The 15878-nt window shown below is 70.5% G+C and carries 16 protein-coding genes and 3 pseudogenes; 13 read left to right on the top strand and 6 right to left on the bottom strand.

What is annotated here, in order from left to right; translation table 11 throughout:
* Nucleotides 1-10: 10 nt before the first annotated feature.
* The 7 genes from ACFYOH_RS15730 to ACFYOH_RS15760 are packed head-to-tail and all read left to right on the top strand — an operon-like array spanning nucleotide 11 to nucleotide 6108.
* On the top strand, nucleotides 11-1009 hold the full coding sequence (locus tag ACFYOH_RS15730) for an SDR family oxidoreductase (protein WP_388625918.1): 999 nt from the start codon (nucleotides 11-13) through the stop codon (nucleotides 1007-1009).
* Entirely contained in the window at nucleotides 1006-2238 is a 1233-nt protein-coding gene (locus ACFYOH_RS15735) for an acyl-CoA dehydrogenase family protein (RefSeq protein WP_388625920.1), read from the top strand. Before ACFYOH_RS15730 ends, ACFYOH_RS15735 begins: the two co-directional genes overlap by 4 nt.
* Complete coding sequence (locus ACFYOH_RS15740; protein WP_388625921.1) at nucleotides 2238-3464, top strand: aspartate aminotransferase family protein; 1227 nt, start codon at nucleotides 2238-2240, stop codon at nucleotides 3462-3464. The genes ACFYOH_RS15735 and ACFYOH_RS15740 overlap by 1 nt, the downstream gene beginning before the upstream one ends.
* A 20-nt stretch (nucleotides 3465-3484) precedes the next feature.
* Nucleotides 3485-3934, top strand: coding sequence for a type II toxin-antitoxin system RatA family toxin (locus tag ACFYOH_RS15745; protein ID WP_388625923.1), 450 nt, complete (start codon nucleotides 3485-3487; stop codon nucleotides 3932-3934).
* Complete coding sequence (locus ACFYOH_RS15750; RefSeq protein WP_388625924.1) at nucleotides 3934-4872, top strand: ABC transporter ATP-binding protein; 939 nt, start codon at nucleotides 3934-3936, stop codon at nucleotides 4870-4872. Before ACFYOH_RS15745 ends, ACFYOH_RS15750 begins: the two co-directional genes overlap by 1 nt.
* Nucleotides 4841-5608: an ABC transporter permease gene (locus tag ACFYOH_RS15755; protein WP_388625926.1), complete on the top strand. Its 768-nt coding sequence runs from the start codon at nucleotides 4841-4843 to the stop codon at nucleotides 5606-5608. Before ACFYOH_RS15750 ends, ACFYOH_RS15755 begins: the two co-directional genes overlap by 32 nt.
* 47 nt (nucleotides 5609-5655) lie before the next feature.
* Complete coding sequence (locus tag ACFYOH_RS15760; protein WP_388625928.1) at nucleotides 5656-6108, top strand: NUDIX hydrolase; 453 nt, start codon at nucleotides 5656-5658, stop codon at nucleotides 6106-6108.
* A gap of 50 nt (nucleotides 6109-6158) precedes the next feature.
* Here the strand turns inward: ACFYOH_RS15760 and ACFYOH_RS15765 are convergent, their stop codons facing one another.
* The gene (locus ACFYOH_RS15765; protein WP_388625930.1) at nucleotides 6159-7355 is read right to left on the bottom strand and encodes an IS110 family transposase; all 1197 of its coding nucleotides are present in this window, start codon (nucleotides 7353-7355) and stop codon (nucleotides 6159-6161) included.
* 393 nt (nucleotides 7356-7748) lie between these two features.
* Between ACFYOH_RS15765 and bla the strand changes: the two genes are divergently transcribed.
* Both bla and ACFYOH_RS15775 read left to right on the top strand, forming a co-directional pair.
* Nucleotides 7749-8678: a class A beta-lactamase gene (bla, locus tag ACFYOH_RS15770; RefSeq protein ID WP_388625932.1), complete on the top strand. Its 930-nt coding sequence runs from the start codon at nucleotides 7749-7751 to the stop codon at nucleotides 8676-8678.
* 131 nt (nucleotides 8679-8809) lie between these two features.
* Nucleotides 8810-9963 (top strand): annotated as a pseudogene (locus ACFYOH_RS15775) (silent information regulator protein Sir2); the annotation flags it as partial.
* 67 nt (nucleotides 9964-10030) lie between these two features.
* On the opposite strand, the gene sigJ reads toward ACFYOH_RS15775, so the two are convergent.
* Nucleotides 10031-10990, bottom strand: coding sequence for an RNA polymerase sigma factor SigJ (sigJ, locus tag ACFYOH_RS15780; protein WP_388625934.1), 960 nt, complete (start codon nucleotides 10988-10990; stop codon nucleotides 10031-10033).
* Nucleotides 10991-11159: 169 nt separating this feature from the next.
* Here sigJ and ACFYOH_RS15785 point away from each other — a divergent pair, with 169 nt between their 5' ends.
* Entirely contained in the window at nucleotides 11160-11852 is a 693-nt protein-coding gene (locus tag ACFYOH_RS15785) for an NAD(P)-dependent oxidoreductase (protein ID WP_388625936.1), read from the top strand.
* Between the two features lie 10 nt (nucleotides 11853-11862).
* Here the strand turns inward: ACFYOH_RS15785 and ACFYOH_RS15790 are convergent, their stop codons facing one another.
* The 4 genes and pseudogenes from ACFYOH_RS15790 to ACFYOH_RS15805 all read right to left on the bottom strand — a co-directional run.
* Complete coding sequence (locus ACFYOH_RS15790; protein WP_388625987.1) at nucleotides 11863-12252, bottom strand: VOC family protein; 390 nt, start codon at nucleotides 12250-12252, stop codon at nucleotides 11863-11865.
* 110 nt (nucleotides 12253-12362) lie between these two features.
* Nucleotides 12363-12458 (bottom strand): annotated as a pseudogene (locus tag ACFYOH_RS15795).
* A gap of 106 nt (nucleotides 12459-12564) precedes the next feature.
* Complete coding sequence (locus ACFYOH_RS15800) at nucleotides 12565-14136, bottom strand: amidohydrolase (protein WP_388625937.1); 1572 nt, start codon at nucleotides 14134-14136, stop codon at nucleotides 12565-12567.
* Nucleotides 14137-14171: 35 nt separating this feature from the next.
* Nucleotides 14172-14666 (bottom strand): annotated as a pseudogene (locus ACFYOH_RS15805) (amino acid transporter); the annotation flags it as partial.
* Here ACFYOH_RS15805 and ACFYOH_RS15810 point away from each other — a divergent pair.
* From ACFYOH_RS15810 to ACFYOH_RS15820, 3 genes are all read left to right on the top strand, one after another.
* Entirely contained in the window at nucleotides 14598-15194 is a 597-nt protein-coding gene (locus tag ACFYOH_RS15810) for a TetR/AcrR family transcriptional regulator C-terminal domain-containing protein (RefSeq protein ID WP_388625939.1), read from the top strand. The pseudogene ACFYOH_RS15805 and the gene ACFYOH_RS15810 sit on opposite strands and share 69 nt — an antisense overlap.
* Before the next feature lie 149 nt (nucleotides 15195-15343).
* The gene (locus tag ACFYOH_RS15815) at nucleotides 15344-15526 is read left to right on the top strand and encodes a hypothetical protein (protein WP_388625940.1); all 183 of its coding nucleotides are present in this window, start codon (nucleotides 15344-15346) and stop codon (nucleotides 15524-15526) included.
* A 141-nt stretch (nucleotides 15527-15667) separates the two neighbouring features.
* On the top strand, nucleotides 15668-15878 hold a 211-nt coding region (locus ACFYOH_RS15820; RefSeq protein ID WP_388625942.1), incomplete at its 3' end, for a helix-turn-helix domain-containing protein.

Raw genomic sequence — 15878 nt, forward strand, 5'->3', positions numbered from 1 at the left:
GCCAGGAACGATGCTGGTCACCGGGGCCACCGGGGTGGTGGGCGTGGAAATCGTGGAGCGCGCCCGGGCCGCCGGTTGGCTCGTCACCGGCTGCTCGTCCAGGGGCGGCGCCGACGCCGTCGCCTGGCGGATGTGTGAGACACCGGTCCCCGAGCGGCTTCTTGCCGAGTCCTGGGACGTGATCGTGCACGCGGCGGCCCGGCCGCGCTGGAACCTGCCGGCCCAGGAAGCGAAGGACTCCAATGTCGCTCCGGTGGCCGCGCTGCAGCCGCTGGTGGGGAGTTCGACCCATGTCATCCACATCTCAACGGCCTACGCGACCGGCCTGCGCGGCACCACGCAGTCGACGGACCTGACTGACTACCGCAACACCTATGAGTGGTCCAAGGCCGAGGCGGAGCGGGAGGCGGTTCGCCGGTACGGGGCGACCGTCGTTCGTCCGCCGCTCGTGGTCGGCCGGCGCTCGGACGGGATGGTGAGCCGGTACTCCGGCCTGTACACGGTGATGCAGTCCGGTGTGACAGGCCTACTCCCGGTGTTCATCGGTGAGGTGGACGCCCCTGTGGAGGTCGTGTCGACCTGCGACATAGCCGACTGCGTGCTGCACATCGCAGCGACGGGTGGCAGGGACGAACCGGTGGTGCTGGGGGCAGGTGAGCGGGCGCTCGGGCTCAGGGGGGTCATCGACTCCATGTACCTGGCGCTGAACCGGTGGCGGGTGGCCGCCGGCCACGAACCGCTGGAGACTCCCGGGTTCGTCACGCCGGAGCAGTGGTACCGCTTCTATCTTCCCTTCGCCAAGCCTCATCTGACGTCTCGCCAACTCCGTCAGATCGATCTGCTCAGCGAGTTCATACCCTACATGTCGGTGGCCGAGCCGATCGGGGTCAACTGGCAGGTCGACGATCCGGCAGGCGCCGTCCAGGCCGCGATCGCGGCCTGGGCCGAGCGGCGTCCACACCTGGCGAAGAGCTCGCCGCGGCCATGGATGGGGGAGGAGGCGGCGTGAACGACGACTATGACTACCGGCGGGGCTTCGACGCCCCCTGGCCGGACACCGAGCACCTCCTGCCGGAGAGGGTCACCGCGCAACTGGCCGCACTCGCCGAGGAGAACGACGCGAGTGGGCGACTGGCCGACCGCAGCATCGAACTGCTCAGGGAGAACGGGTACTTCGGAGCGCCCGTGCCCAAGGACTTCGAAGGGGGCGGGGCGTCCGTCACCGAGTGCTGCGCGCTGCAGCGCCGGATCGGTGCCGCCGATCCCGCGCTGGCGATCGCGGTGAACATGCACCTGTTCTCGGTCGGAGTGGTCGTCGAGCACTGGCGGCGGGAACGCGACGAGTCGTGGCTGCTCCTGGAGGCCATTGCGAGCCAGAACCGCATCGTCGCGTCCGCGTTCGCCGAGCCTGGACTCAACGGCAGCCTGACCCGCTCCAACACCACGGCCCGACGGGTCGGTGACAACTGGATCACCAACGGGGTCAAGGTGCCCTGCTCGCTCGCCGAGCGCAGCGACCTGCTGTGCCTGCAGATGGTCGACGAGGCCGGGGGCCCAGAGAGCCTGCTGGTGGCACTGGTGGTGAACGGAAGCCCCGGTGTGGACGTGGAGCGCACCTGGAACACCCTCGGCATGCGTGCATCCGAATCCGACACGGTGCGCTTCACCGACTGCGAGATCCCGGACGACATGGTCTTCCACCGCAGTGAGCCGGGTTCGCTCGGTGACGAGGTCTTCGCCGCCGGACTGGGCTGGTTCTGCGCCACCGCCACAGCCTGCTACCTCGGTGTGGTCGCGGGCGCGGTGGACCAGGCGCGTACCGCGCTGGCCCGGTCGCGGATCAGTCACCTGGACGCGGCACGCGCGGAGCTGCCCTCGTTCCAGTCCGCCCTCGGCGACATCGTCTCCTCGGTACTGCCATTGGAGGCCGCCACCGCAGGTCTGGCACGGCAGCTGGACGAGCACCGAACCGACCCACGCAGCCTGGTCCCGGCCATGCTCGCGCTCAAGGACCAGGCGGCGCAGACGGCCGTCCGCGCGGTGGAACAGGCCGCGGAGCTGGTCGGTGTCGCGTCGTACTCCGCGACCGGCCCCGCCTCGCGGCTGGTCCGGGACGTGCAGGCGGCCCGCTTCCACCCGCCGACCCGGTTCGCCACCCGGCAGCTGCTCGGGCGCTGGGCACTCGGTCTGCCATGGAGTTTCGAACTCGCGGAGCGGCCGACGGAAGGAGCTTCCTGATGGACCTGCTCGACCTCGTGCGCGACCACCAGTCCACGGGACGTGCCCTGCTGTTCCGGCTGATGGGGGCGACGGATCCCGAGGTGTCCGGTGACGGCTCCTGGGTGACCACGGGCTCGGGTGCGCGCTACCTCGATCTCGGCTCCTTCTCCGTCTTCCTGCTCGGCCACGGCCGTGCCGAGGTGGTCGAGGCCGTGACGCGGCAGTCGACCCGCCTGTCGGGCGCGACCCGAACGCTGCCCAACGCGGAGAACGCCCGAGCCGCGGCCGACCTGGCGACGTCCGCCCCGTCGGGGCTGGACAAGGTGATGCTGCTCAACTCGGGTGCCGAGGCGGTGGAGGCGGCCATCAAGCTGGCCAGGGCCCGCACGGGTCGCGTCCCGTTGGCGCACCTGGCGGGTTCGTTCCACGGCAAGACCGTCGGCGCGCTGAGCCTGACCGACGCCACGCTGTTCCGTGACGGCCTCGGCCCGCTGCTGCCCGAGGTGGTCCGACTGCCCCGGGACGATGCCCACGGCGCCGCCGAGATGATCCGGCGGCACCGGCCGGCCGCGGTCTTCGCGGAGCCGGTGCAGGGTGAGGGCGGGGTCCATCCGCTGGCGCCCGAGTACGGGGCGGCCCTGCGTGAGGCCTGCTCCGAGGCCGGTTCGCTGCTGGTGTTCGACGAGATCCAGTGCGGCCTGGGCCGGTGCGGCTCGTTCTGGGCCCACGACGACCTGGGTGTCCGCCCGGACGTCCTGCTGTCCGGAAAGGCTCTCGGCGGCGGGGTGATCCCGGTATCGGCGCTGATCGCCACCGAGGACGCGTTCCAGCCCTACGATCGGGACCCGCTGCTGCACACCTCCACCTTCGGGGGCAACCCGCTGGCCGCTGCGGCGCTCACGGCGACCTTGAAGGTCCTGGCCGCCGAAGACGTTCCCGGTCTGGCCCGTACCGCCGGGGCGCGGCTGGAGGAGATCCTCGCGGACCTGGTCAGCACCTGGCCCCGACTGTTCGTGAAGGTCACCGGCCGGGGCGCACTGCTCGGGCTGCACGGCACGCAGCCGGACGTGGCCGGCGAGATGATGCGGGCCGCCCTGGCGGAGGGCCTGTTGCTCACACCGTGCCTGACGGCGCCCTCGATCCTGCGGTTCACGCCGTCGGCCTTCATCGGGGCTCAGGAACTGGCATTCGTGGCGGCGAAGCTGCACGCGGCCGCCCGACGGACTCAGCGTGAACTGGACTGATACAGGGGGGAGACGGCAAAGTGCCGATCGTTACCGTATCCGAGCGACTGATCGCTTCGGCCGACGACGTGTGGAAGAGGATCTGCGACATCGAGTCCTATCCCACGTTCATGGATTCGGTGATCAGGACTCGGGTGCTCTCCGAGGAGGTCCGGCCCGACGGAACCACCGAGGCGGTGACCGAGTGGGAGGTGCTCCTCAAGGGGTCCGTGCTCAAGTGGAGCGAGCGGGAGCACCGTGACCCGTCGAAGTGGCGTCTGACCTATGAGCAGGTGGCCGGAGACCTGGAGCGGTTCTCCGGCTTCTGGCAGGTGACGAGGGTTACGGAGCAGATCACCGAGGCCACGCTCGAGGTGGACTTCGAGATCGGTATCCCGATGCTCCGGCCGATGCTGGAGCCGGTCGCGGTGCGGGCCATCGAGCGAAACTCCTCGGACATGCTGGTGTCGCTCGGTCGGCGCGCCGACTAGTGGAACGAGGCCTGGAGATCGAGCGGCTACGGAAGTCGTTCGGTGAGCTGCATGCCCTGCGGGAGCTGACGCTCTCCGCGGACCGTGGCCGGATACTGGCCGTGCTCGGTCCGAACGGGGCGGGGAAGACCACGCTGATGTCCGTCATCGCCGGTCTGCTCCGCCCCGACGGGGGATCGGTACGGGTGCTCGGCACCGACGTGGTCAGCGGTCGGAACGCGCTGCGCGGTCGGCTGGGCCTGGCCGGACAGGAGATCGCGGTCTACCCGGTGCACACGGTCGAGGAGAACCTTCGCTTCTTCGGCTCACTCGGCGGGTTGCGCGGCAGGGAGCTGAGCGAGTCCGTCGAGCAGTTGATCGACGCGCTCGATCTGACCGGACAGCGCAGTCGGCGCGCGGCGGAACTCTCCGGAGGGCAGCAGCGCCGGCTTCACGCGGGCTGTGCACTGGTGCACCGGCCCGACGTCGTCCTGCTGGACGAGCCAACCGCGGGCGCGGACCCGCAGACGCGGCTGCGGCTGCTGGCGGTCGTACAACGGCTGGCTGCGCGTGGAGCGCTCGTCGTCTACACCACGCACTACCTTTCCGAGATCGAGGAGTTGGGGGCCCGGGTGGTGGTGCTCGCCGACGGGCGGATCGTCGCGGACGGCACGGTGGACGAGCTGATCGCCCGGCACACCCGAAGCGAACTGGTTCTCCGCTTTGCGGGCGGTGCACCGGAGATGCCCTGGCCGGGGGCGAGAACAGTGGCCGACACCGTCTACCTCCCGACTGCGCAGCCCGCCGTCGACATCGTCAAGGCGCTGGAGAGCCTGGCCGATCACCGTGAGAGGCTGCACGGCGTCGAAATCGCCCATGCGGATCTCGAACGGGCCTACTTCAACATCCTGGCGAGGGAGGCTCCTCATGGCACGCGTACTGGCTCTGCTGCGGCATGACGCGACCTGGCTCCGCCGGGAGCCGGCCCCGCTGGTGACGGTGCTGCTGACGCCGTGTCTGCTCATGCTCTTCATCAAGCCGCTGTACGCAGGCGCGCTCTCCCAGCTCGGTTACCGGCACGCCGACGGCGCCCAGTTGGCGGTGCCGGGTATGACCGGCATGTTCTCCTTCTTCATGACCGGTCTGGTCACCGAGTCCTATTTCCGCGAGCACGGCCTGCACACCTGGCAGCGCCTGCGGCTGTCCCCGCTGCGCACCTGGGAGCTCGTCGTGGGCAAGGCGGGGCTGTGCGGGGCCCTGGTGGTGGCCCAGTGTGCGTTTCTGTTCGTGCTGGGCTGGCTGACCATCGGCCTGCGGGTGCGTGGTTCCCTGTTCGCCCTGCTCGTGATCATGGTGGCGTTGGGCGCCTGTGTGGTCTCCTTCGCGTTGGCCCTGTGCGCGGTCTCCCCGAGCAGACGGCAGGCGTTCGCCGTGGAGCGGATGGTCACGCTGACCTGGACGGTCTTCGGCGGAGCTCTGGTGCCGACCGAGCTGATGGCCGACTGGATCGGCTGGGTGGCCAGGTTCACGCCTGTGTACTGGGCGGTCGGCGGCTTTCGGAAGGTGGTGCTGGACGGCGCCGGCGTTGCCGACGTGGTGCCGAACGCCGGCGCGCTGCTCGCCTTCGGGGCGGTATTCACCACACTGGCGCTCTGGCGGTTCACGATGGACACCGATCGAAGGCACTGGGTATGACATCCAGCACAGACCCAAGCGCCACGGATGACGGAGGCCAGAGCGGAATGACGATCGCGTACGAGCCGTTGCAGCGTTTCGCTTCCTACGGGATCCTGCGGAGGCCGAACGCGGTGCTGATGGTGCGCATCGGGCCGTCCTCCAAGGACGACCACGGGCGGTGGATGCTGCCGGGCGGCAAGGTCGAACACGGCGAGCATCCCCGGGAGACGGTGGTGCGCGAGTTCAAGGAGGAGACGGGATACGACGTCGAAGCCGGTCATCTGCTGGATCTGGACGCCGAACACCGCCTGCTGAGCATGGGCATCGACTTCCACGCCATCTTCGCCCTCTACGAAGTCGAAATGAGAGGCGGTGAGCTGACGCGCATCGGCCATGGCGGCGTCGACGCCTCCGCCTGGATCCCGTTCTCCGACCTGGCCGACTTGCCCATGCTGCCGCCGATCCGCAGCGCGCTCAGGCGCCATCTCGGCCCGTCGGCCGGGCTCGGCGAGGCGTAGGCCTCCACCGTGCTGATCCGGTGCTGACTCAAGGCTTCCCAATGCTGAAGTCAAGCCGTGGCAGTGACTGGGGGTGTCACTTGGTAGCAGCGTCGGTCACGGATCAGAGCCCAGAGAACGTTGACGCGTCGGCGGGCGAGGGCGAGCACGGCCTGGACGTGGCGTTTGCCTTCGGCACGTTTGCGGTCGTAGGACTTCCGCGAGTTGGGATCGAACTGGATGCTCACCAGCGCGGACGTGTAGAAGACCCGTTGCGGGCCCCGGTGGTAGCGCTGGGGCCGGTGCAGGTTTCCGACGATCTTGCCGGAGTCGCGTGGTGCGGGGGTCACTCCGGCGAATGAGGCGAGGCGGTCCGGGGTGGGGAAGGCATCCAGGCTGCCGCCGATGCCGACGAGGAGTTCCGCGCCGAGGACCGTGCCGATGCCGGGCATGGACTGGATCACTTCGGCGAGTTCGTGTTCGCGAAACCGGCCCTCGATGAGCTTGTCTGTCTCGGTGATCTTCTCGTTGAGGGCCGTCACCTCCTTCGCCAGGGTGTGCACCATCGTCGCGATCGCCGTCTCGCCTGCGACGGCGGTGTGCTGCCGCTCGGCGGCCTCGACCGCCTTGGCAGCCAGGGCTTCGGCGCCCCGGACCTTGCGGTTGCGCAGCCAGGTGGTCAGCCGGGCGAGGCCGGTGCGGCGGATCGCCGCTGGAGTCTGGTGGCCCGTCAGCAACAGCAGAGCTCCGGCGGTGCCGATGTCCAGGGCGCGTTCGAGGGCCGGGAACATGCTGTTCAGCAGGCCCTTGAGCCGGTTGGTGGTGCGGGTGCGGTCGGCGGCGAGGTCCACGCGGCGCTCCGTCAGCGGCTTCAGCTCGATGCTTGCGTCGTCGCCGGGCCGGATCGACTGCAGGTCGCGTCGCATGCGGGCCTGGTCAGCGATCACTCGTGCGTCCCGGGCGTCGGTCTTGCCCGCTCCGCGGTAGCTGTCGGAGGCGCGGTTGACCGCGATGCCGGGGAGGTAGACGAGTTCCCGGCCGTGGTTGACCAGCAGGGCGATCAGCAGGCCGGGCCCGCCGCCGGCCATGTCCAGTGCCCGGGTGACGTCCCGGCCGCCGGCGAGGTCCAGGACGTCCCCGATCAGCTTCAGCAGTTCGGGTTCGTCGTTGGCCACCCGCCGCGACAGCAGCGTCTCGCCCTCGCTGTCCAGGACCAGGCAGTGGTGGTGGGTCTTGCCGCAGTCTGTCCCCGCCCATATCCGGCTCATCGTGCTCCAGCCGCTCGTGCTTGCAGTGCGTACCACGGACGACCTCGCCGGCATTGCTCTACACGGCGACCTGTTCGCATTTCCCAATCGGCGACCGAGTCGTCGTGGGGAGCCGGGCGGCCAAGCCTTTCGAACCACCAACGGCAGCCGCATGAAAGCCACACCCAGCTCCCCCGGGTGCCACAACCCTACGAATGGCTGAGGCGAACCCAGGAAGAAGGTAGAGCCGCATGATCCGCTGTTTCTGCAGTCGGAGATGCGGCTTCGTATATCAATAAGGCATGGCATCTTAAAAGTTCGCTCTTGGACATGAGCGGTGCCCGGCTGTTTCGGTGTGCCCGTCGAAGATCGCAGCAAGGCGATCAGGCACGGACGACCAGGAGGACTGTGCTCATGACCAGCCCCGACCACTCCAACTCCCTTGCCCGGCGAGGTCTGTTCAAGGCGGGCCTCGCCCTCACCACCGCGGCCGTGGCCGCCACTGCGGTCTCCGCACCCGCCGCGTCTGCGGCTCCCCAGATCGAAGTTCCCGGAGCCGACGCCGAGTTGGCCGAACTCGAGCGGCGGCACGGCGCCCGGCTCGGCGTGTACGCGCGCAATGTCCGCACCGGGCGGACCGTGTCCCACCGGGCCGGGGAGCGGTTCGCGATGTGTTCGACGTTCAAGGCGTTCGCCGCGGCGGCGGTCCTGCGCGACCACGGCGGCTGCGCACCGCTGGACAAGGTGATCCACTATCCGCCGCACGACATCCTGCCGAACTCGCCGCGCACCGTCGAGCATGTGGACACCGGCATGACGGTGGCGGACCTGTGCGCGGCGGCGATCCAGTACAGCGACAACGCGGCGGGCAATCTGCTGCTGCGCCAGATCGGCGGCCCCGCCGGGCTCACCCGCTTCTTCCGGTCGCTGGACGACGGGGTGAGCCGGCTCGACCGGTGGGAGACGGACCTGAACACCGCGATCCCCGGCGACCCGCGCGACACCACGACCCCGCAGGTCCTCGGCCGCAGCTTCGAGCGGCTGACCCTGGGCCGGGCCCTGGCCGGCGCCGACCGCGAGCGGCTCGTCACCTGGCTCAAGGGCAACACCACCAGTGCCGCGCGGTTCCGCGCCGGACTTCCGCGCGACTGGGTCCTGGCGGACAAGACCGGCACCGGCGAATACGGGACCGCCAACGACATCGGCATGGCCTGGACGACCCGGAAGACGCCGGTCCTGCTGACCGTGCTGTCGACCAAGAGTGCCCAGAACGCGCCGGCGGACGACGCGCTGATCGCGGAGGCGGCACGGATCGTGGCCCGGGCCCTGGCGCCTGGGGAGTGATCCCTCGAAATTCACTCTTCTGAACACGAATCATGTACACGCCATTGATGTGATCATGATACGTCCCATGGTCGGGGGGCGCGCGGGGAGAAAGCGCTTTCCCTCGTGCCCTCCCTCACCATGCCACGACTGGAGACAAGCCGATGCGACTGAGATCAGCCACCGCGTGCGCCGGTCTGTTCGCCGGCACGCTCGTCGCGCTGTCCGGCACCACTGCACAGGCCGCGACGGCCACCGCGCAGTACGTGTCGCCGAGCGGCACCGACAGCGCGGCCGGCACACAGTCGGCGCCGACCACACTCACCTCGGCCATCAGCCGTATCGCCCCGGGCGGGACGATCTACCTGCGCGGCGGGACGTACAGCTACTCCTCGACGGTCACCATCCCGGCCGGCGGCAACGGCACATCCAGCGCCCGCACCACCCTCACCGCCTATCCGGGCGAGAAGCCCGTCCTGAACTTCTCGGGCCAGAGCGCGAGTTCGTCCAACCGCGGGATCCAGCTCAACGCCAACTACTGGCACCTGTACGGCCTCACCGTCGAGCACGCCGGGGACAACGGCATCAACGTCGGCGGCGGCAACAACGTCATCGAGCGCGTGGTGACCGCCTACAACCGCGACACGGGACTGCAGCTCGGCCGGATCTCCTCCAGCACGCCGAGCAGCCAGTGGCCATCGAACAACCTCGTCGTCGGCTCGGAGTCGCACGACAACAAGGACTCCACGGGCGAGAACGCCGACGGCTTCGCCGCCAAGCTCACCACCGGCACCGGGAACGTGTTCCGCTACGACGTCTCCCACAACAACATCGACGACGGCTGGGACCTCTACACCAAGACCGACACGGGCGCCATCGGCCCGGTGACCATCGAGTACTCCCTGCCGTACGGCAACGGCACGCTCACCGACGGCACCCAGAACCCCAACGGCGACCGCAACGGCTACAAGCTCGGCGGCCCATCGCCTACAAGAACGGCCACCACGGGTTCACCTACCACAGCGACCCCGGCACGATGACCATGTCCAGCAACGCGAGCATCGACAACACCGAGCGCAACTTCGCCTTCGACGCGGGCACTTCGGTTTTCCGCAGCAACACCTCGTGCCGCTTCGCCGTCAGCGGCCCGAACGACAAGACCGTCGGCAACTCCGACAGCTCCAACCAGTTCTGGACCGGTACGAACGGCTCCCGCTGCTCCTCCTACGCCGGGGCCCTCGGCTGGTCCTTCGCCTCGGACGGGCACCTCGTGGTGACCTTCGGCGGCTCGGTCGTGACGCCGTAGCCGGCTCGGCGCACGACGGTCTCCCGGCGGGACGCCGCTTCCGGCGGCGTCCCGTTCGCGCGCGCCGCTAGACCTTCGGACGCGGCTCGCCCGGCTCCAGTGCCGAGAGCTTGTCCGGGTTCGTGACCAGGTACACCTCACGGACCTGTGCGCCGTCCGGGTCGAGGTCCATGACCATCACCGCGTGCGGGGCGCCGTCCTCGAACACCACCACGGCCGCGTCGCCGTTGACGTCCCGGTGCTGGAACTCCAGCCCCGCCGCCGCACGCGCGGCGTAGCCGGTCAGCGCCCGTGCCACCTTGTCCCGGCCGCGGATCGGCCGCGGTGCCGCCTGCGCCTTGCCGCCGCCGTCCGTCCACAGCGTGGCCTCCGGCGCCAGGATCTCCAGCAGCGCCCCGAGATCCCCGCCGAGCGCGGCGGCCACGAACCGTTCCGTCGCCTGTCGCCGGACCCGGGGATGCGCCTGATAGCGAGGGCGCCGGGCGCGCACATGGGACCGGGCGCGGTGCGCGAGCTGCCGTACGGCCGCGGGGCTGCGGCCGAGGATGTCCCCGATCTCGGTGTGCGCGTAGCCGAACACCTCGTGCAGGACGAACACCGCCCGCTCCAGCGGCGTCAGGGTCTCCAGCACTACCAGCATCGCCAGGGACACCGATTCGGCGCGCACCGCGCCCTCGGCCGCGTCCTCGCCGGCCGCCGGACCGGCAGGGCCGTCCGTGAGGAGGGGTTCCGGCAACCATGGCCCGACGTAGGTCTCGCGCCGCCGGGCGATGCGCGCCCGCCGCGCGAGCGCGTGCCGCACGGCGATCCGCACCAGATAGGCCCGCGGATGCTCGATCTCCGCAGCCTGTCCCGCGTCCCCGGCACCCGAACGTCCCGCCCAGGAGAGCCAGGTCTCCTGCAGCACGTCCTCGGCGTCGGTGACGGAGCCCAGCATGTTGTACGCCACCGCGAACAGCAGCTCGCGGTGGTCGAGGAACGCCTGGGTGGCGGCGTCCGTCCCCGCGGGCGTCCGGTTGTCGGCCATGGCATCTCCTCACGACGTCTGCCCACCCAGAGGGCCGGGGCCCCCGGAGTGTGACATCGGGGGGCGGGTGTGTGCCGTAGCTCTCATCCTGCGCCCGCGCTGTCACACTCGCCGCCTTCGCGGCCCTCTCGGTCCACGGCAGCAGCACCACGCAGCGAAGGAGCAGCCCATGCGACTCGTCGTCTTCGGCGCGAACGGGCCGACGGGACGGCAGGTCACCAAGCAGGCGACCGCCGCCGGACACACCGTCACCGCCGTGACCCGCCATCCCGACGCCTTCCCGCTCGACCACCCCCGCCTCACGGTCGCGGAGGCCGACGTCCTGGACGGGGCGGCGGTCGACCGTGTCGTCCCCGGCCACGACGCGGTGATCTCCACGCTCGGCGTCCCCTACGGCCGGGCTCCGGTCGCCGTCTACTCGACGGGCCTCACCCACATCAGCCGGGCCATGACCCGGCACGGTGTCCGGCGCCTGGTGTGCGTCAGCTCCACCGTCCTGTTCGACGTGCCGGCACCCGGCGAGGGCGTCTTCTTCCGGAAGGTGCTCGAACCCTTCTTCGTACGGGTCGTCGGGCGCACGGTCTACGACGACATGCGCCGCATGGAGGAGATCGTGCGCGCGAGCGGTCACGACTGGACGGTGCTCCGGCCGGCCGGCCTCTTCGACACGAGCGAGGTCAGCGGCTACCGGGTGGCGCCCGGCCGGCTGCCCGGGCGGTTCACCTCCCGGGCCGACCTCGCGCACGCGCTCGTGCGCGAGGCCGTCACCGAGGGGCATGCGCGCGCCTTTCTCGACGTGCGTACCACCGAGGGCACGCCGCGCTTCCTCGACCTCGTCAAGAAGGAGGGATTCGGCAGGTGAAGCGCGCCGGTCAGGAAGGCCGGCCGCCGTAGGGGACGGTGATCAGCTCCATGGCGTGGCCGACCGGATCCATGAAGTACACGCCGCGGCCGCCGTCGTTGTGGTTGATCGTGCCGGGCTGCTTCTGGTGCGGGTCGGCGTAGTGCTCGATACCGCGCTCGACGATCCGCGCGTACGCGGCGTCGAACTCCTCCTCGGACACCAGGAAGGCGTAGTGCTGGGGCGTGATGTGCTGCTCGGGGATGGTGGCGAAGTCCAGGGTGACTCCGTTCGCCAGGGCGACCGCGATGAACGGGCCCCATTCCGCGGTGATCTCCAGACCGAGCAGTCCGGTGAGGAACTCGGCGGACTCCCGGTTGTCCCGGGCATGAACGATGGTGTGGTTGAACTCGACCGACAAGGAATGCCTCCAGGGCATGTCCTGGCACCTCCATGCCTCACCCAGCCGGTGACCGGCACGCGATGCTGTGACGATCATAGCCTCCGGGTCCGCGGCGTCGAGCAGTCGAGCGGAGAGGGCAGGATTCGAACCTGCGTGGGCCCCTGAGGGGCCCGACCGTGAGCCGAGCTCGCTGGTCCCCGATCAACCACTCCGGGCACCTCTCCCTGTGACCGGATCCGGTGTCCCGTGCCGGTCACAGGAAGAACAGTGGCAGGAGCCGCTGACCGCGCGCTGACCCACCGCTGACGGGCCCCGTCACACGCCCCGGTGTCAGGAGCCCCGGTGCACCACGTGTCCGCCGGTGACCGTCACCACCACCGGGGACTCGGCGAGTTCGTCGCCGGGTGCGTGCACGGGGTCCACGGCCAGCGCGGTGAGGTCGGCCCGGCAGCCGGGCGCGACCCGGCCTGCCACCTCGGACTCGCCGGCGGCGGCCGCCGCGTGGCTGGTGCAGCCCTCCAGCGCCTGCAACGGCGTCAGGCCCGGCCGGCGGGCCGCGGCGCCCTTGGGCCGGCGGGCCGTCGCCAGCACGGCCCGGACGTCGTAGTGCACGATGGGCCAGTCCGAGCCGAGGGCGAGCGTGGCGCCCGCCTCCCGCAGATCGCGCAGCCGCCAGGCACGGGCGGCCCGCTCGTAGCCCAGCCGGCGGGACCACTCGTCGCCGCCGTCGTCGCGCGTGTACCCGGTGTGCGGCGGCTGCAGGGAGGCCGCGACCCCCAACTCGGCAAAGCGCGGCAGGAGTTCGTCCGGAGCGGTCTCGATGTGCTCGATCCGGTGGGCGCCGCGCCCGCCCGGCCCGAGGGAGGCGACGGTGTCCAGGACATGCCGTACGGCCGCGTCCCCGATGGCATGGGTCGCGGTGCGGACGCCAGCCGTGTGCAGGGTGCGGACGGCCTCGGCGTAGGCGTGCGGATCCGGCCAGAACGCGGCGGTGCCCTGACCATGGCAGTCGGGGTGCTCCAGCCAGGCCGTGCCGCCCTCGACGGTGCCGTCCATGAAGAACTTGACCCCGCCGACCAGCCAGTGCCGCCCGCCCCCGCCCTGCAGCTCGATCAGCTCCCGCAGCGCATCGTCGTCGGCACCCGGCATGCACCACGGCGCGAACCGCAGCCGCATGGGCAGGACCGTCTCCTCGGCCACCGCCTGCACCAGATCGAGGTCGCCGCCGTCCATCACATGGGCCCCCGTGAGCCCCGTCGCGGCCATCGCGGACAGCAACTCCAGCAACCGGGCCCGACGTTCGGTGTACGACAGCCGGGGCACGACGTCCGCCACCAGGTCCATCGCGGCGTGCTCGACCAGATGGCCGGTGGGCCGGCCCGAGGCGTCGCACACCACCTCCGCGTACTGGGCGAAGGCACGCGGGCCGGTCACCCCGGCGGCCGCGAGGGCGGCGGCGTTGGCGAGGGCGGAGTGGCCGTCGTACAGGCGCAGGAAGGCCGGTGTGCCGCCGAGCACCTCCGCCACCAGGTCGTGGTGGATGGGGCGGCCCTCGAACGCGTTGTGGTCCAGGCCGTAGCCGACGACCCAGCCGTCGATCCGCTCGGCCTCGGCGAGCGCCGCGCGCAGCCCGGCCTGGCCCGTCACGCCCGACAGGTCCGTGCCCGTCGCCATGTCCAGCCCCCACACCGGATGGCTGTGCGAGTCGACCAGGCCGGGCACGAGGTGCGCGCCGTGCAGGTCGACCACCTCGGTGCCGGGGCCGCGCCAGTCCCGGACGTCCTCCGCGCCGCCCACCGCGGTGATCACCCCGTCGTGCACGGCGACGGCGGAGGCGGCGGGGCGGGCGGCGTCGAGGGTGCGGACCTGGGCGCCCGCGAGGATGAGGTCGGCAGCGGGCATCGGGGCAACTCCTGTAGGGGAAGAGGGCGTTCGGGTCACTCGGCAGGCGCGGTGACGGCGGCCGGTGCGGTGCCCTCGCCGGGAACGGCGTGCTCGTCGGTTCCGGTGCTCGCACCGGGCTCCGTGGCGAACCGGGCGTACACCTCCGGACGGGAGCGGCGCAGCCACCAGGCCAGCGGCAGACCGAGCGCGAAGACGATCGGTGCCACGACGACGAGCAGGACGTTCACGGTCGGGGACGCACCGGTGAACAGGTCGATGTGGGACACGACCAGCGCGATCGCGGTCGCCAGCAGGACGGTGGCGAGCACCGGGGCCACCACCGTGCGCACCGCCCCCTCGCTGTGACGTACCCGCCGGAAGTAGCACGGCACGGCGATCGCGGCGAGCAGTTGCAGCAGCAACAGGCCGATCATGCCCGGGGTGTTCACCCACAGCAGAAGCTGCTGGTACGGGTCGGCGTGCGCGGCCCAGAACGCGAGGACGACGACGGCGCCGAGGACGGTCTGGGCGATGCCGGCGACTTCAGCGTCCCGCAGATCGCCCGGCGGCTCGGTGCGCAGACCGGTTCGGTGTACCACCATGTGGACGGCCGCGACGGCATAGTGGAACTGCTGCGGGAGCGCGTCTGCGAGGCGATCGACCCGGGCACCCTCGAACTGACCCCCTGGGACACGGCCGTCCAGGCCTGGGCCCGCTCCTACCGCGCCGCGTTCGCCGCGCACCCCCGGACGATCCCCCTGCTCATGACCTCGCCGGTGCGCGCACCGCGGGTGCTGGAGCAGTACGAGCGTGCGGTGAGCCTTCTTCTCGACGCCGGCTTCGACCGGACGGAGATCATGCCGCTGATCATCGCCCTGGAGAACCTGGTGCTCGGCTCCGCCCTCGATCTCGCCGCGCCGGAGACGATGTGGGAGCTGACGGACCGCATAGCCACCCCGCATCTCGCGCAGGCGCTCGCCGCCGTGGGCGAGGGCCGGGCCGACCGCGCTTTCGAGGTGGGGCTGGCCGCCTTCCTGAACCATGCGCGCGCACTCCTGAAGGACGCCGGCCGCTGACCGGCGAGCCGGGGGCCGCTCGGACCGGGCTCAGCGGTCACCGTCTGTACGGGTTTCCCAGTACCGCCAGTAACATGATCAGCTTTGTTCCGGGTTACCAGTCAGTCAACTTGGTGCGGTCCCTGGACGCGCCCTGCCCGGAGATGTCCATGTCTTCTCTCAACGACGCGTTGGAAAACGCGCGCCTCACCTATGAGCAGCACGTGCGGACCTGCCGTCAGTGCCATGCCGACGGCGCGGCCTGTGCCGTCGCCAAGCATCTCCTGCGGATCTACAACAACGCACGCAGGGACCATCTGCGGTCGGTCGGACGGCACAACGCGACCGACTGACCGGATCTCGTGAGCGCAAGCCGCGTCCCCTTCAGGACTGGGTTGGCTCATCCCTGGCGCGGAGCCGCGTAGCGGCGGAGTTCGCTGTGTTGTCGGTGGTGTGCACTAGGTTGATCGCACCAGCCGGAGGGGGGTGTTTGCATGCTGTCCGGTCGTCGCTATCTGCTTTGCCTGTCGTCCGAACAAGAGGAGATGTGCGGGGAGTTCGGCAGCATCTGCCGGTCGGTGTGGAACACAGCGCTGGAGCAGCGCCGAGAATACCGGCGGCGCGGGGCGTGGATGAACTATGCGCCGCAGTGTGCCGAGCTGGCCGACGCCAAGGGTGAGCATCCGTGGTTGAGGGCGGCTCCGT

It is taken from the genome of Streptomyces sp. NPDC007856, assembly GCF_042868225.1.
Taxonomy (GTDB): domain Bacteria; phylum Actinomycetota; class Actinomycetes; order Streptomycetales; family Streptomycetaceae; genus Streptomyces.

What these genes read in the sequence shown, in the direction of transcription:
- ACFYOH_RS15730 (WP_388625918.1), top strand. Translation starts at nt 11, where the DNA reads ATGCTGGTCACCGGGGCCACCGGGGTGGTGGGCGTGGAAATCGTGGAG.
- ACFYOH_RS15740 (WP_388625921.1), top strand. Translation starts at nt 2,238, where the DNA reads ATGGACCTGCTCGACCTCGTGCGCGACCACCAGTCCACGGGACGTGCC.
- ACFYOH_RS15755 (WP_388625926.1), top strand. Translation starts at nt 4,841, where the DNA reads ATGGCACGCGTACTGGCTCTGCTGCGGCATGACGCGACCTGGCTCCGC.
- ACFYOH_RS15760 (WP_388625928.1), top strand. Translation starts at nt 5,656, where the DNA reads ATGACGATCGCGTACGAGCCGTTGCAGCGTTTCGCTTCCTACGGGATC.
- ACFYOH_RS15765 (WP_388625930.1), bottom strand. Translation starts at nt 7,355, where the DNA reads ATGAGCCGGATATGGGCGGGGACAGACTGCGGCAAGACCCACCACCAC.
- bla (WP_388625932.1), top strand. Translation starts at nt 7,749, where the DNA reads ATGACCAGCCCCGACCACTCCAACTCCCTTGCCCGGCGAGGTCTGTTC.
- sigJ (WP_388625934.1), bottom strand. Translation starts at nt 10,990, where the DNA reads ATGGCCGACAACCGGACGCCCGCGGGGACGGACGCCGCCACCCAGGCG.
- ACFYOH_RS15785 (WP_388625936.1), top strand. Translation starts at nt 11,160, where the DNA reads ATGCGACTCGTCGTCTTCGGCGCGAACGGGCCGACGGGACGGCAGGTC.
- ACFYOH_RS15800 (WP_388625937.1), bottom strand. Translation starts at nt 14,136, where the DNA reads ATGCCCGCTGCCGACCTCATCCTCGCGGGCGCCCAGGTCCGCACCCTC.
- ACFYOH_RS15815 (WP_388625940.1), top strand. Translation starts at nt 15,344, where the DNA reads ATGTCTTCTCTCAACGACGCGTTGGAAAACGCGCGCCTCACCTATGAG.